This window comes from Idiomarina piscisalsi (assembly GCF_002211765.1).
Taxonomy (GTDB): Bacteria; Pseudomonadota; Gammaproteobacteria; order Enterobacterales; family Alteromonadaceae; genus Idiomarina; species Idiomarina piscisalsi_A.
In genome coordinates this window covers 1,813,014-1,827,951 of record NZ_CP022133.1, presented here as the reverse complement: position 1 = coordinate 1,827,951, position 14,938 = coordinate 1,813,014, and the positions used below count along the sequence as shown (strand labels likewise).

12 protein-coding genes and 2 tRNA genes are annotated in these 14,938 nt (G+C 47.5%); 13 read left to right on the top strand and 1 reads right to left on the bottom strand.

The window, feature by feature from the left end; all coding sequences use genetic code 11:
- The first annotated feature begins 6 nt into the window (after positions 1 to 6).
- The 13 genes from ruvB to CEW91_RS08775 all read left to right on the top strand — a co-directional run bounded on the left by ruvB (position 7) and on the right by CEW91_RS08775 (position 14,077).
- Positions 7 to 1,026, top strand: a complete 1,020-nt coding sequence (ruvB, locus tag CEW91_RS08835; protein WP_088768613.1) for a Holliday junction branch migration DNA helicase RuvB — start codon at positions 7 to 9, stop codon at positions 1,024 to 1,026.
- A 387-nt stretch (positions 1,027 to 1,413) separates the two neighbouring features.
- Entirely contained in the window at positions 1,414 to 1,824 is a 411-nt protein-coding gene (ybgC, locus tag CEW91_RS08830; protein ID WP_088768612.1) for a tol-pal system-associated acyl-CoA thioesterase, read from the top strand.
- A gap of 3 nt (positions 1,825 to 1,827) precedes the next feature.
- On the top strand, positions 1,828 to 2,538 hold the full coding sequence (gene tolQ / locus CEW91_RS08825; RefSeq protein WP_088768611.1) for a protein TolQ: 711 nt from the start codon (positions 1,828 to 1,830) through the stop codon (positions 2,536 to 2,538).
- Complete coding sequence (gene tolR, locus CEW91_RS08820) at positions 2,535 to 2,963, top strand: protein TolR (protein WP_053952916.1); 429 nt, start codon at positions 2,535 to 2,537, stop codon at positions 2,961 to 2,963. Before tolQ ends, tolR begins: the two co-directional genes overlap by 4 nt.
- A 2-nt stretch (positions 2,964 to 2,965) precedes the next feature.
- Positions 2,966 to 3,862 carry a cell envelope integrity protein TolA gene (gene tolA, locus CEW91_RS08815; RefSeq protein WP_232506947.1) on the top strand — a complete coding sequence of 299 codons (897 nt, stop codon included), beginning with the start codon at positions 2,966 to 2,968 and terminating at the stop codon, positions 3,860 to 3,862.
- A gap of 12 nt (positions 3,863 to 3,874) precedes the next feature.
- On the top strand, positions 3,875 to 5,224 hold the full coding sequence (gene tolB, locus CEW91_RS08810) for a Tol-Pal system beta propeller repeat protein TolB (protein WP_088768610.1): 1,350 nt from the start codon (positions 3,875 to 3,877) through the stop codon (positions 5,222 to 5,224).
- 48 nt (positions 5,225 to 5,272) lie between these two features.
- Positions 5,273 to 5,809 (top strand): peptidoglycan-associated lipoprotein Pal, encoded by a 537-nt coding sequence (gene pal / locus CEW91_RS08805; RefSeq protein WP_088768609.1) that lies wholly within the window; start codon positions 5,273 to 5,275, stop codon positions 5,807 to 5,809.
- A gap of 22 nt (positions 5,810 to 5,831) precedes the next feature.
- Complete coding sequence (gene ybgF, locus CEW91_RS08800; protein WP_088768608.1) at positions 5,832 to 6,590, top strand: tol-pal system protein YbgF; 759 nt, start codon at positions 5,832 to 5,834, stop codon at positions 6,588 to 6,590.
- A gap of 134 nt (positions 6,591 to 6,724) precedes the next feature.
- Positions 6,725 to 6,800, top strand: a tRNA-Lys gene (locus tag CEW91_RS08795).
- 29 nt (positions 6,801 to 6,829) lie between these two features.
- Positions 6,830 to 6,905: transfer RNA gene (locus CEW91_RS08790), tRNA-Lys, on the top strand.
- Positions 6,906 to 7,001: 96 nt separating this feature from the next.
- The gene (nadA, locus tag CEW91_RS08785) at positions 7,002 to 8,042 is read left to right on the top strand and encodes a quinolinate synthase NadA (RefSeq protein WP_088768607.1); all 1,041 of its coding nucleotides are present in this window, start codon (positions 7,002 to 7,004) and stop codon (positions 8,040 to 8,042) included.
- Positions 8,043 to 8,174: 132 nt separating this feature from the next.
- A complete protein-coding gene (gene gltB / locus CEW91_RS08780) occupies positions 8,175 to 12,641 on the top strand; it encodes a glutamate synthase large subunit (protein WP_088768606.1) in 4,467 nt (1,488 codons plus the stop codon).
- On the top strand, positions 12,641 to 14,077 hold the full coding sequence (locus tag CEW91_RS08775; protein WP_088768605.1) for an FAD-dependent oxidoreductase: 1,437 nt from the start codon (positions 12,641 to 12,643) through the stop codon (positions 14,075 to 14,077). Before gltB ends, CEW91_RS08775 begins: the two co-directional genes overlap by 1 nt.
- On the opposite strand, the gene CEW91_RS08770 is transcribed toward CEW91_RS08775, so the two are convergent.
- A complete protein-coding gene (locus tag CEW91_RS08770; RefSeq protein ID WP_088768604.1) occupies positions 14,044 to 14,886 on the bottom strand; it encodes an SDR family oxidoreductase in 843 nt (280 codons plus the stop codon). The genes CEW91_RS08775 and CEW91_RS08770 overlap by 34 nt on opposite strands.
- Positions 14,887 to 14,938: the final 52 nt, after the last annotated feature.

Genomic DNA, 14,938 nt, shown 5'->3' with positions numbered 1-14,938 from the left:
AAAGCGATGATAGAAGCCGACCATATTCCAACTGACCGAATTGTTGAAGCCGATGTGCAGGGTGACGACGAAGCCATTGATCGTGCTATCCGCCCGAAAAAGCTAGATGAATACACGGGTCAAAAACACGTCGTTGAACAAATGGCGATTTTCATCGAGGCAGCTCGGAGAAGGCAGGAAGCGCTTGACCATTTATTGATTTTTGGTCCGCCGGGATTGGGAAAAACTACGCTGGCAAATATTGTTGCTAATGAACTGGACGTCAATATTAAGACGACGTCAGGGCCCGTTCTGGAAAAGGCTGGCGATTTAGCGGCATTGTTGACGAATTTAGACGAGCATGATGTTCTTTTTATTGATGAAATTCACCGATTAAGCCCTGTCGTTGAAGAAATTTTGTACCCGGCAATGGAAGACTATCAGCTGGATATAATGATTGGTGAGGGGCCAGCAGCCCGGTCAATTAAGCTCGACTTACCACCTTTTACGTTGGTGGGAGCGACCACTCGAGCTGGGGCGTTGACGTCACCACTGCGCGATCGCTTTGGTATTGTGCAGCGGCTTGAGTTTTATGACGTAGAAGAATTAACCGATATTGTGTCGCGTTCAGCCCATTTTATGAACGTGACAATGAAAGAGGGCGGCGCCAAAGAAATTGCACGACGCTCGCGAGGAACGCCACGCATTGCTAATCGCCTGCTACGTCGGGTGCGTGACTACGCGGAAGTTAAAGGTAACGGCGAAATTGATCAGGAAACCGCAAATGCAGCATTAACTATGGTCGATGTTGATCATGCCGGCTTTGACTATATGGACCGTAAGCTTTTATTAGCGATTATGGAAAAGTTTATGGGCGGTCCTGTGGGGCTTGATAATCTTGCAGCGGCAATAGGTGAAGAAAAAGACACGATTGAAGATGTGCTTGAACCTTACCTTATTCAACAAGGGTTTTTACAAAGAACGCCAAGAGGTCGTTTGGCAACTCCCAGGGCATACCAGCACTTTGGATTGAAGCCTGAGAAATAGGCAAAAAAAAGCCCGCACAAAAGTACGGGCAAATAGAACAACAAGAAGGAAGTTAAATCCAGGGAACAATCTAAGAAGAAGTGACAACCAATCTCTTCGTCTGTGATATGTGGTGTATTATAAGTATTATATGCGCTTGATCAAACAAGAAAAATTACTTTATCGCATTAGAAAAACTAATTCGCAGTAAGGTAAAGCTGCTCAAAAAAAGCGCAACATAATTATAACAAAATTAAAAATACCATATAAAACAGTGGCTTTTTGTTTTCATGTTTCAGTTCTGTCATAAAAAAAAGTCTGTTGATAATTTAACCAGCGACACTTTTGGCGCTTTCTTTACGAATTATTACATTACCGTAACTTTTCAGAACTTTACCCGAGGTGATAATGTCTCAGTATCAGTTTGAATGGCCCATTCGTGTGTACTATGAGGACACCGATGCAGGTGGTATTGTTTATTATGCCAATTATCTCAAATTCCTTGAGCGGGCCAGAACAGAATGGTTACGCTCTTTAGGGATTGAACAGGACACTTGGTTAGCTCACAATATAGCCTTTGTAGTGCGTAAGGTTGAGCTTGATTTAAAAAAAGCGGCTCGATTCAACGACGAGCTAACCGTAACGGTTGACGTTATAAAAAAGAAAAAAGCGTCGTTAATGTTTAAACAAAATGTTTTGGGAAAAGATGGCAGTGTTCATTGCTCGGCAGTTGTAACTGCTGCGTGTGTTGATAACTCGGTAATGAAACCTGTAGCTATTCCGACATCTATTTTATCGCGTATTGAGACAGAGGTTTAGAGCGTGCAAGCAGAGCTATCTTTTATTGACTTATTTTTACAAGCCAGCTTATTAGTGAAGCTGGTGATGGTTATCTTACTCGCCATGTCAGTCTGGGGCTGGGTATTGATATTTCAACGCCGAAAAGTGCTCAACCAGGCGCAAAAAGATGCATTAAAGTTTGAAGATCGCTTTTGGTCGGGGGTCGATCTCGCGCGCTTGTATCAAGAAATTTCAGCACGCGCAAAAAATGCCCGTGGCATGGAGCTGATGTTTCATTCGGGCTTTAAAGAGTTTGCCCGATTGCGAAATCAAACAGGTGGAAACAACCAATCTATGCTGGAAAGTGCCTTCCGTGCAATGCGCGTTGCGCACGCCAGAGAAATGGAGAAGCTTGACAGCCATTTAGGAACGCTGGCAACCATTGGATCTATTAGCCCTTATATCGGCCTTTTCGGTACCGTATGGGGTATTATGAACGCGTTTATCGCATTAGGTGCCGTGCAACAGGCAACGTTGGCTATGGTTGCGCCGGGTATCGCCGAAGCGCTTATCGCAACCGCTTTGGGCTTATTTGCAGCGATACCAGCGGTGATTGCGTTTAACCGCTTTACGACACGCGCGGAAAAAATAGATGGTCAGTACATGAACTTTATTGATGAGTTCACTTCTATACTGCAGCGTCAGGCACTGGCAAAATCATCAAAAGAGAAAGCGGAAGGTGAGTCACTATGATGGTCATGCCGCGCAAACGGCGTAAGCCGGTTGCTGAGATAAACGTGGTGCCATACATTGATGTGATGCTCGTTCTTCTTATTATTTTTATGGTAACGGCACCCTTAATTACTCAAGGCGTAAAGGTCGATTTACCTAAAGCGACGGCAGAGCCACTGTCAGAGGACAGTAAACCGCCGTTGGTTGCTTCAGTAGATGCCGAAGGTCGTTATTACCTAAACCAGGGGGATAGCCAAGACACACCAATGCAGGCTGACGAGCTTGCAACCTTGGTGGCAGCCCATTTACAGGTGGAGCCTGATACGCCGGTTATGGTAAATGGCGATGGTGCGGTATCTTATAATCAAATTGTACAACTCATGGTTCTGCTGCAGCGAGCAGGTGTGCCGTCAGTTGGTTTAATGACAGATTCGTCGGAAGAGTAGTTGTGGATAAATCGGAGAGCTTAACGTTACCGCTCATATACTCGATAGCAATACACGCTGTTATAGCCGGTGTGTTGCTCATTAGTTTTGAGTTTACCCCATCGACTCCGGAAGCGATGGAAGTGAATTTGAATCAAAGTGAGTTAGAGCCTTCGGAAGAAATTGTCAGTGCGGTTTCGGTCGATAAGTCAAAAGTTCAGGAGCAAGTTGAGCGAATTCAACGTCAAAAAGCGGAAGCTGAGGCTGCTGAACAACGCCGAATTGAGCGTCTAGAACGTCGAGCTGAGGAAGCTCGTAAGGCAAGAGAACGCGAAGAGCAGCGTCAAAAGGAAATCGAGCGGCAGCAGGAAATTGAACGTCAGGAAGCGGCACAAGCTCGCAAAGAAGCTGAACAAGCTAAGAAAGAAGCACAGCGCTTAGCGGAGGAGCGAGCAAAAGCAGAAGCAGCAGCCAAAGAGGCAGAACGTCGAAGAAAAGAGGCGGAAGAAGCTGAACGAAGAGCAGCTGAAGAGCGTCGCAAACGCGAAGAAGCAGAGCGTCGCGCCGCTGAACGAGAAGCTCAATTGAAAAAAGAAATGGAAGAAGAACGTGCGCGTCGTCAGGCGGCAAGACGTCAACAAGTGCTGAGTGAAATTGAAAAGTATCAAGCGCTTATAAGACAGACTATTCAGCGTAACTGGACCGTCGATGACTCCATGCAGGGGAAGTCATGCGAGTTAACTATCAGTGTTGCGCCGAGCGGGTTTGTTAAGTCGGTTGATACGGGAAGCGGTGATGCCAGTGTGTGCCGTTCGGCTCGCAATGCGGTATTGAAAGCCAATACGTTACCGGTGTCTGAAGACCCGGAAATTTATCAGCAGATGAGTACAATAAAACTGACTGTTAAGCCACAGTTGTAATTAGGGTGACCAATGAAAAAAATCGTACTTCAAGCCATAGCCTTACTGTTTGTAGTGATGAGTTCCGCCCGTGCCGGCGTGTTGGAAATTGTCATTACTGAAGGTATCGACACGGCGCGACCTATTGCTGTGGTTCCTTTTGAATGGAAAGGGGAAGGGCAACCGCCTGGTAACCTAACTGACGTTATTGCTGCTGACTTAAGACGCAGTGGTCGGTTTAATCCTATTCCGACAACGGCTATGCCTCAGCGACCGACAAAAGACGATGATATTGACTATTCGGCCTGGGCCAAAATGGGGGTTGAAGCCGTATTAGTCGGTTCGGTTGAACCGTATTCAGTTGACCGCTACATGGTTAAATTTGAACTGATTGATGTGTTACGCGGCCAAATTACGGGGGGGAATGCCCAAATGCTCCGTAATGGCGAACTGGTGCAAAGCAATGACCATGTGCTTGATTCTCGTTCAAGTGTTATTGATGGTGATCAATTTCGTAGCTATTCGCACCGAATTTCGGATGTTGTCTATGAAGCGCTGACTGGTGAAAAAGGCGCGTTTATGACAAAAATTGCCTACGTCACTGTTAACCATGATGACCGTTACCCTTATAAGTTGGCAGTTGCTGACTACGACGGTGCGAATGAAAAAATCTTATTGCGCAGCCCTGAGCCATTAATGTCCCCGTCATGGTCACCAGACGGCAACAAGCTGGTCTACGTGAGCTTTGAGAATAAAACGGCGGAGATATTCATGCAGGATATTTACACCACTCGTCGTGAAAAATTGACGTCATTTCCGGGGATCAATGGTAATCCTGTGTTCTCACCAGACGGCTCAAAATTGGCCATGGTATTGTCAAAGGACGGTAACCCGGAACTCTATGTTTTCGATATAAAAACGAAAAACTTGCAACGAGTTACGCGGAATCGTACGATTGATACAGAACCAAGTTGGACACCTGACGGAAAGTCGCTAGTATTTACGTCAGAGCGTGGCGGTAGACCACAGCTTTACAATGTAGAGTTGTCGTCAGGTCAAGTTCGCCGACTGACGTTTGAAGGTGAGCAGAACTTAGGTGGTACGGTAGCGCCGTCTGGTAAAGACATGATTCTGGTAAACCGTACCAGAGGGAACTATCATATAGCTAAGCAAGAGTTCCCACGAGGAACAATGCAGGTTTTAACAAAAACGTCTTTGGATGAGTCACCAAGTATCGCACCGAATGGTAGTATGGTGATATACAGTACAACGCACAATAACAAGCAAGTACTGGCATTGGTATCAACCGATGGACGTTTTAAAGCGCGGTTACCGGCGTCTGATGGGGAAGTTAAGTCTCCCTCTTGGTCGCCATTTATGTAAATAGCCTGAATGGTTGAATTGTTCGATTAAACGATAAGGACGAAAAGGATGCAGCTTAATAAACTTTTTAAAGCTCTGGCAATCGTTGTACCAATGGCAACTCTGGCCGCATGTAGCTCAAACCAGGAAACCGATTCAGGTATGGGCTCAGGTCAGGAAACGAATCAACAAGCAGAACAAGATTCTGGTGTTGAAGTTGGTGCGGCTGAGCGTCAAAAAACGCTTGAAGAGCAACGTCAAGAGAAAATGGAAGCATTGCGCAAAGAACACATTGTTTACTTTGCTTTCGATAAGTCTAACGTACAATCTGAATACGCAGAGCTATTAGCTGCGCACGCAGATTACTTAGTTAAGAACCCGTCTGTGAAAGTGGTTATCGAAGGTCACGCTGATGAGCGTGGTACGCCTGAGTACAACATCGCCCTTGGCGAGCGTCGTGCACAAGCGGTTGAAAGCTACTTGCACAACTTAGGCGTTCAGGACTCTCAAACTTCAACCGTATCTTACGGTGAAGAAAAGCCTTTAGTTGATGCGTCAACTGAAAGCGCCTACGCGAAAAACCGTCGTGCGGTTTTAGTGTACTAATCCCAAATTAGACGGATAGTTCATGAAAAAAACGCTGTTAGCTGTCAGTTTGTTAGTGCCTGGGCTTGTTTTAGCCCAGGCGCCTGTTTCGGGTCTTTCTTCTTCAGGTGACGTTGAAAAGCGTCTGGATCAAATCGAGCGCATGCTTGAGGCTCGATCCAGTGCACAACTTAACATGATGGATCAGCTTAATTCCGTTCAACAAGATGTCGCGGAATTAAGAGGGATAACTGAAGAGCATGCCTATCAATTGGAACAACTTTTACAACGCCAGCGCGAGCTGTATCAGGAAATTGATCGTCGCTTTAATCAGTTAAAGGACAACAATAGCCAGAGTAATGATGCCGGCGCAGGTTATTCCAATATGCAGCAGGTACCGACGCAAACTGATGGCAGCAGTTATTCAGCAAGCTTGAGCGAAAATGATGCTTACGACAAAGCCATTGCGTTGGTTTTGGAAGATAAGCGTTATGACGCCGCCATTCCTGCTTTCCAGTCCTTTTTGGAGAGCTTCCCTAACTCTACTTATGCGCCAAACGCCCATTACTGGCTTGGACAGCTTTTCTTTGCTCAGCAAGAATATGGTAAAGCTGAACAACAGTTCATGACGGTAGTAAAAGACTACCCTGACAGTAATAAGCGTGGTGACTGTTTATTGAAGCTTGGTGCTATCGCAAATGACCAAGGTAATACCGCTGATGCAAAGCGTTATTATGAGCAAGTTATTAGTGAGTACCCGGATACTACTGAAGCAAATTTAGCCAAGCAACGACTGAATTAACTAACACGAGCGCAACATGTGTTCGTGAATTAATCAGTCAGACAGTTTTTTTCAATTTTAAGTTGCATAAGTGCGTTATTTCAGTAAACTATGCCGCCGTTGCCAAGCAGAACTGGTAACGAATAATTAGCGTTGGGTTGTTAGCTCAGTTGGTAGAGCAGTTGACTTTTAATCAATTGGTCGCAGGTTCGAATCCTGCACAACCCACCACTCGCTAATGCTAAAAAAATCAGAATTATGGGTTGTTAGCTCAGTTGGTAGAGCAGTTGACTTTTAATCAATTGGTCGCAGGTTCGAATCCTGCACAACCCACCACTTCTTCTTTCTGATAACTTAACTACAACCCCCTCTTGAATTCGACTATACTAGCCGCCACGTTATAACGAACACTTGGACATAAGCTGTAATACCATGACTGAGATTCAAACGCTGGATAACCTTGACTATCGGTTTCCACCAAAACCTAAGCCGTTGACGCCTGAAGAAAAGCAGGAAACGGTTGAACACATTAAAGCGCTTCTTAAAGAGAAAGATGCGGTTTTAGTGGCACATTACTACACCGACCCTGACATTCAGGCACTGGCTGAAGAGACAGGCGGTTGTGTTGCTGATTCGCTGGAAATGGCGCGCTTTGGTCGTGACCATCCGGCGAAAAAGCTCATTGTTGCCGGTGTTCGCTTCATGGGGGAGACGGCGAAAATACTGACACCGAATAAACAGGTGTTAATGCCTACGTTAGATGCCGAGTGTTCACTCGATTTAGGCTGCCCTCCGGAAAAGTTCTCAGAATTTTGTGACCAGCATCCGGATCGTACGGTTGTGGTTTATGCAAATACCTCAGCTGCTGTCAAAGCGCGAGCTGACTGGGTCGTTACCTCAAGCATGGCGTTAGAGCTGGTTGATCATTTAGATGCCAAAGGCGAGAAAATTTTATGGGCACCTGACAAGCATTTAGGTGGCTATATTGCTCGTGAAACGGGCGCAGATATGCTGTTATGGCAAGGTGCCTGTGTTGTGCATGACGAATTTAAAGCCAAAGCACTCAAAGACATGAAGGCGTTGCACCCTGATGCGGCTATTTTAGTGCACCCAGAGTCCCCTGAAAATATTGTCGCAATGGCCGATGCCGTAGGCTCAACATCGCAGCTTATTAAAGCCAGCCAGGAACTGCCTAACTACACCTTTATTGTTGCGACGGATAAAGGCATTTTCTATAAAATGCAGCAACTGCAACCCAACAAGACCTTTATTGAGGCACCAACAGCCGGTAATGGCGCAACATGCCGAAGCTGTGCGCATTGTCCGTGGATGGCGATGAACGGTCTTAAAGCGATTGAACAGGCGCTTGAAACGGGTGGGAAAGAACATGAAATTCATGTCGATCCAGAGCTTGGAGAAAAAGCGATGGTACCGCTGGATAGAATGTTGGCATTTGCTGCGACACTAAAATAACCCCAAAGGCCTCATTTAGAGGTCTTTTTTGCTTTATACAACTCGTTTATAACGATAATAAACAAGCTTCCTACCGAACTTCACAACTGCATGCTAATCTAAAATTAATGATTATTTATTCAGGATTAGTGCATGGGACTGTATCAAAATGCAGACGTAAGGGATAACTGTGGCTTTGGCTTGATAGCGAATATTAATGGTCAGGCCAAGCATGACTTAATAACGACTGCTTTGCATGGTTTAGACCGAATGCAGCATCGCGGTGGCATTGGCTCGGACGGTAAAACGGGTGATGGTTGTGGGTTGTTACTGCAACTGCCGGAACAGTTTTTCAAAGACTTCGCTAAATCTCAGGACTGGTCTCTTAGTAAGAAATTTGCCGTTGGCATGGTTTTTTTCAGCAAAAGCCATGACAAAAAGGAAGCCGCGCGACAGCTTATTGAAGAAGAATTAAAACAGGAAACGTTAACCGTCAATGGATGGCGCAAGGTTCCAACGGATCCGACCATTTTGGGCACGCAGGCCGCCCAGTCAGAACCCGCTATTGAACAAGTCATCGTGTCGGCACCACCGGGGTGGCGAAAAAAAGATCTTGAGCGGCGCCTTTATATGGCGCGCCGCCGAATAGAGCAGCACTACACAGACAACAATGAGCTATACATAGCGTCTTTATCGAGTCTGGTGATTGTTTATAAAGGACTGGTATTGGCGAAGGATTTGGCCAGCTATTACCATGACTTGGCAAATGAGAGTATGACCACTGCCATTTGTGTGTTTCACCAACGTTTTTCAACCAATACAGAGCCCCGGTGGCCATTAGCTCAACCGTTTCGATTTCTGGCGCACAACGGTGAAATTAATACCATACGAGGCAACCGTCAGTGGGCGCGTGCCCGGGCTTACAAATTTCACACGCCATTATTACCTGATCTACAACGCGCCGTTCCCTTGGTGGGCATGAGTGGCTCAGACTCAGCGTCGTTGGACAATATGCTTGAACTGCTGCTTGCTGGTGGTATGGATTTATTCCGCGCGATGCGCTTATTAATTCCGCCTGCTTGGCAGGGGGATGCGACGATGTCAGATGAGATGCGGGCATTCTATGAGTTTAACGCGCTGCATATGGAGCCTTGGGATGGCCCAGCGGGGGTGGTATTGAGCAACGGTCGGCATGTTGCCTGCAGTCTCGACAGAAATGGCTTACGCCCAGCGCGTTACGTGCTCACTGAATCCGGCATACTCACTATTGCGTCCGAAGTCGGCATTTGGGATTACGATGAGGCAGAGGTAACAGAGAAAGGACGTTTAGGTCCGGGCCAAATGATGGCGGTCGACACCTATACGGGGAAGATTTGGTATAACGACGATATTGAAACGGATCTTAAAAAGCGTCATCCATATAAACAATGGTTGTCGCAAAACCGCCGCCACTTAGTGCCGTTTGGGCATAGTCATGCCGACAAAATCGGCCAGCGACTCTATGATGACGAGACCATGGCTGTATTCCACAAAGCCTTTCTCTATTCCGAAGAAGAACTGCAGCAAGTTATCAGTGTTCTTGCCAAAGATGCGCAGGAAGCGGTTGGCTCAATGGGCGATGATACGCCGCAAGCCTTTTTATCCAAACAGCCAAGGTTGCTTTACGATTATTTCCGGCAGCAGTTCGCGCAGGTTACCAACCCGGCAATTGACCCTATTCGCGAACGCCACGTCATGTCGTTAAGTACCATCATTGGTCGAGAACACAACGTATTTAATGAAGCCTCTGGCGATGCTGATCGTGTGGTATTTGAGTCGCCTATTTTAATGTATACCGACGTTAAGCAGTTGCGTGACTTGGACGAAAAACATTACCGCAGTATGGATTTTTCACTGGCGTTTAATCCAGCGGACAAATCGTTACAGCAGGCGCTCAATGAGCTTGTTGAAAGAGTGGTTGAGGCAGTTAGACAGCAAAGTGTGGTCATTGCCATTCTTACCGATCGCCACTTTGAAAAAGGCGATATCACTATCCCAGCGCCAATGGCGGTTGGTGCGGTTCAGCAGGCGTTGGTGAATGAGAACCTGCGTTGCGACTCGAATATTATTATTGAAACGGCTTCTGCGCGTGACTCACATCACATGGCGGTTCTGCTGGGGCTGGGTGCCACGGCTATATACCCATTTTTGGCGTACGAAACGGTCGAGCAGCTCGTTGAAAAGCAAAAAGTCGACTTACCCGTCCGAGAAGCACTACTGAATTACCGCAAAGGGCTGAATAAAGGGCTGTTGAAAATACTCTCGAAAATGGGCATTTCGACAATCTCCGGCTACCGCGGCGCATCGCTTTTTGAGGCCGTTGGGCTTAATCAGGATGTCAGAGAGCTGTCTTTTTGCAATATGCCGGCGCGCATTAACGGCACCGGTTTTGACGACATACAGCAAGACTTACTGCAGCGTTTCCAAAAAGCTTGGTTAAAGCGTAAACCCTTAGCGCAGGGAGGCTTATTAAAGTATGTTCATGGTAGTGAGTATCATGCTTATAACCCTGATGTAGTGGTGGCCTTACAGGAAGCGGCTAATACTGGAGGCGAAGGCGCTTATAAGGTTTACGCCAAGCATGTGAACGAACGACCAGTGACTCATATTCGCGACTTGTTGGATTTAAAGCTTCCAAATACGCCTATTATTGACCTCAATGAGGTTGAGCCCAAAGAGCGTTTATACCAGCGTTTTGACACCGCGGCGATGTCTATTGGGGCACTCAGTTCAGAAGCCCATGAAGCATTGGCGATAGCGATGAATCGAATTGGTGGTCACTCGAACTCGGGAGAAGGGGGCGAAGACCCTAAACGCTTTAATACCGAGAAGAACTCGCGCATTAAACAGGTCGCGTCAGGCCGCTTCGGAGTGACACCGCACTACCTCGTTAATGCTGACGTTATTCAAATAAAAGTCGCACAAGGCGCAAAACCCGGAGAGGGCGGGCAGCTCCCCGGAGAAAAAGTCACGGCAGAAATTGCGCAATTGCGTTACGCGGTACCGGGTACGACATTAATATCACCGCCACCGCACCACGATATTTACTCAATTGAAGATCTTGCACAGCTGATATTTGACTTAAAACAGGTAAATCCTGAGGCGTTAGTATCGGTAAAACTGGTTTCTACGCCGGGTATTGGCACTATCGCTACGGGCGTAGCGAAAGCCTATGCGGACCTTATTACGGTGTCAGGCTATGACGGAGGCACCGGTGCCAGTCCACTCACGTCAGTAAAGTATGCCGGCTCGCCCTGGGAGTTAGGTCTGGCGGAAGTTCATGAGGCGCTGGTGACGAATAAGCTAAGACACAAAATACGCCTGCAGGTTGATGGCGGCTTAAAAACTGGCAAAGACATTGTCAAAGCCGCGATTTTAGGAGCAGAAAGCTTTGGCTTCGGTACGGCGCCGATGGTCGCTCTGGGCTGCAAGTATTTAAGAATTTGCCACTTAAATAATTGTGCGACCGGTATTGCAACGCAAGACGAATTACTCAGGAAGAAGCATTTCTCCGGCTTGCCGGAAAAAGTTATTCGATTGTTTGAGTTTATGGCGGAAGAAGTGCGCGACATTCTGTCTTACTTGGGCGCAAAAGAGCTTACGGACGTGATTGGACGCACAGATTTGCTGGAACGCATACCGGGTGAAACAAAACGTCAGCAAGCAGTAGACTTAAATATGTTGCTTTCGTCGTCGGGCATTCAGTCTGAATACCCATTGCATTGCGCAGAAAAGAACGAGCCTTTCGATAAAGGCGACTTGAATCAGCAAATATTGTCAGCGGCTCAGTCAGCTGTCGACAATAAGTCCGGGGGCAAGTGGTCTTTCGATATAAAAAATAATGACCGTTCTGTTGCAGCCAGTTTATCGGGGCATATTGCTAAATGGCATGGTAATCAGGGCATGGCGACTGCACCCATTATTCTTAGCTTTAAAGGTACGGCTGGTCAAAGCTTCGGTGCCTGGAACGCCGGTGGCTTAAAACTTAGGTTGACTGGCGATGCCAACGACTATGTGGGGAAAGGCATGGCTGGCGGTGAAATTGTATTAAAGCAACCGCTTAGTGCGAATTACCCAAGTTATAAAGCCGCCATCATGGGGAATACCTGCCTATACGGCGCTACCGGCGGCAAGCTATACGCAGCAGGTGGAGCCGGCGAGCGATTTGCGGTGCGTAATTCAGGCGCTACTGCTGTGGTTGAGTCTATTGGTGATCATGGCTGTGAGTACATGACAGGCGGAATTGTTGCGGTATTAGGCGATTGTGGCATCAACTTTGGCGCAGGTATGACCGGCGGTTTTGCCTACTTGCGAGACATGGACGGAGACTTACACCGCCGCTTAAATCATGAACTGGTTGAAGCGTTAGAAATAGAAACCTCCATTATTAAAGAGCATTTGCGTGGGCTTATTCATGAACACCATGAAGCTACCGGCAGTAGCTACTCCAGACAATTACTGGCGTCTTTTGACGAAACCTTGAAAAGCTTCCGTATTGTGAAGCCTAAATCTCAGGATGTGTCCGATTTACTGGGGCATCGTGCACGCTCTACCGCTGAGCTTCGGGTACAGGTGATGTAATGAATAAAAATGTGTATCAATTTCTCGACGTTCAGCGAATCGACCCGCCGAAAAAGGCCGCTGATGAGCGTCGCATTGAGTTTACTGAAATTTATGAGCCCATGTCGGGAGTGCAGTTGCAGGGGCAGGCAGACCGCTGTCTGGACTGCGGCAACCCGTATTGTGAATGGAAGTGTCCGGTTCATAACTACATTCCACAATGGCTGGAGTTAGCGAACCAGGGACGGGTAACCGAAGCCGCAGAGCTTATGCATAAAACCAATAGCCTGCCTGAGGTCTGTGGTCGTGTATGCCCGCAAGATAGGCTCTGCGAAGGGGCTTGCACACTTAACGATGGCTTCGGTGCTGTTACTATCGGCAGCATTGAAAAGCAAATTGTTGATGAGGCTTTTGCCAACGGCTGGCGACCCGACCTAAGCGGGGTTGCACAACGAGTGGAGCGAGTCGCTGTTATAGGTGCAGGTCCTGCCGGTTTGGCTTGTGCCGATGTACTGGCTCGTAACGGTGTTACTGCAACGGTGTATGACCGTTACCCTGAAATTGGCGGGTTGCTGACGTATGGAATTCCACCGTTTAAGCTCGATAAATCGGTCATGAAGTTGCGTCGCGAGATATTCAGCGAAATGGGCGTCGAGTTTAAGTTGGGCGTAACGGTTGGCGAAGACATTGAGTTTTCTGAGCTACTGGATCAATACGATGCGGTGTTTTTGGCGTTAGGTACTTATAAAGCACTGGATGGCGGCTTAAAAGGGCTAGAGTATAACGGCGTGTATCCGGCATTGCCGTTTCTTATTGGCAATACGCAAACCCTCATGCCTCATCAACCGATGTCGCAGTACCCACATATTGATCTTAAAGAACAGCAAGTGGTGGTGCTGGGCGGTGGTGACACCGCAATGGACTGTGTACGCACCTCAATAAGGCAAGGTGCAACGTCGGTGACTTGCGCTTACCGACGCGACGAAAACAATATGCCGGGCTCGCGTCGTGAGGTGGAAAATGCCAAAGAAGAGGGCGGAGAGTTTTTATATAACGTTCAGCCAGTGGAAATAGAAGCCAGCGAATCTGGGCAGGTTACTGGTGTGAAAATGGTGAAAACCGCATTAGGACAGCCTGACAGTGACGGCCGCAGACGACCTGAGCCTGTTTCAGGCTCTGAGTTTTCTTTATCGGCAACAGCGGTGATCATTGCTTTTGGTTACCAGGCGAACCCACCTGAGTGGCTGAAGAAGCATAATGTTGAACTGAGCGACTGGGGCACAGTGTTAACCGACTCTAACCGAGAGTTCGCTATGCAAACCAGTCACCCCAAAATTTTTGCCGGCGGCGATATGGTGCGCGGCGCTGACTTGGTTGTTACCGCAATTGCCGAAGGCCGCTCCGCCGCCGAGGGAATGCTCGATTACTTCGACCAACTGTCAATAAAGGCCTCGTAGCCTTCAACAAACGTCGGGTACTTAAGTTTATAGCCGCCATTTTGTAAGCGGCTATTGTCACAGCGCTTTGAGCCTCTGGGACCCGGGCCGGGTTCAACATCAGAGGTAATGCTGACGTTAAGTTGCTGCGCTAACCATTGATACATTTCGTACTGTTTAACGGGTTTATTATCACTGACAAGGTAGAGTGGCTGTGGATTTTCAATATCGGTTAATAACGCATGAATAAACCCAGCGACATCGTCTTGATGAATTCGATTCGTCCAGCTGTCACGTAAACTCATGTTGCCGGCAATCAGTTGTTTTAATAAATAGTCCCGACCTTTGCCGTAAATACCGCTGCAACGCAATATCGTGGTTTGGGTCGGCAATGACCCAATTAACGACTCAGCCTGTAACAACGCTTTGCCAGACTCTGACGTCGGAGCTGTTTCACTGGTTTCATCTATCCACTCGCCATTTTCCTGAGCATAAACACCGGTACTGGACACATAAATAATGTAAGGCTGTTGCCCACTTTGTGCCAATACTTGCTGCAAGTGCCTACAAGGCACGACGTAGCCATCGTGGTAGCGTTGTGAGCCTGAGCTCGAAGGCGTCAGAGTAACGACAACAGCATCCCATTGAGTGTCGAATAACTGCCGTAAGTCCTGCTCGTTATCATAGTCACCAGCAACAAGTTGCACGCCGTCAATAACCGGCTTGTTGTCGGGGTGGCGGCAAAGTCCGGTGACACGATGACCTTCTGCAACCAATAAACGTCCGGTACGTTGCGCGATGTCTCCGTAGCCGAGTAAAAGCGTTTGCATGATCAACCCCTTAGCGTTAATGTAAATAAAATGTATCCACAACTTAAATAAC

What these genes read in the sequence shown, in the direction of transcription:
- tolR (WP_053952916.1), top strand. Translation starts at nt 2,535, where the DNA reads ATGATGGTCATGCCGCGCAAACGGCGTAAGCCGGTTGCTGAGATAAAC.
- CEW91_RS08770 (WP_088768604.1), bottom strand. Translation starts at nt 14,886, where the DNA reads ATGCAAACGCTTTTACTCGGCTACGGAGACATCGCGCAACGTACCGGA.
- pal (WP_088768609.1), top strand. Translation starts at nt 5,273, where the DNA reads ATGCAGCTTAATAAACTTTTTAAAGCTCTGGCAATCGTTGTACCAATG.
- ybgC (WP_088768612.1), top strand. Translation starts at nt 1,414, where the DNA reads ATGTCTCAGTATCAGTTTGAATGGCCCATTCGTGTGTACTATGAGGAC.
- ruvB (WP_088768613.1), top strand. Translation starts at nt 7, where the DNA reads ATGATAGAAGCCGACCATATTCCAACTGACCGAATTGTTGAAGCCGAT.
- gltB (WP_088768606.1), top strand. Translation starts at nt 8,175, where the DNA reads ATGGGACTGTATCAAAATGCAGACGTAAGGGATAACTGTGGCTTTGGC.
- nadA (WP_088768607.1), top strand. Translation starts at nt 7,002, where the DNA reads ATGACTGAGATTCAAACGCTGGATAACCTTGACTATCGGTTTCCACCA.
- tolB (WP_088768610.1), top strand. Translation starts at nt 3,875, where the DNA reads ATGAAAAAAATCGTACTTCAAGCCATAGCCTTACTGTTTGTAGTGATG.
- ybgF (WP_088768608.1), top strand. Translation starts at nt 5,832, where the DNA reads ATGAAAAAAACGCTGTTAGCTGTCAGTTTGTTAGTGCCTGGGCTTGTT.
- CEW91_RS08775 (WP_088768605.1), top strand. Translation starts at nt 12,641, where the DNA reads ATGAATAAAAATGTGTATCAATTTCTCGACGTTCAGCGAATCGACCCG.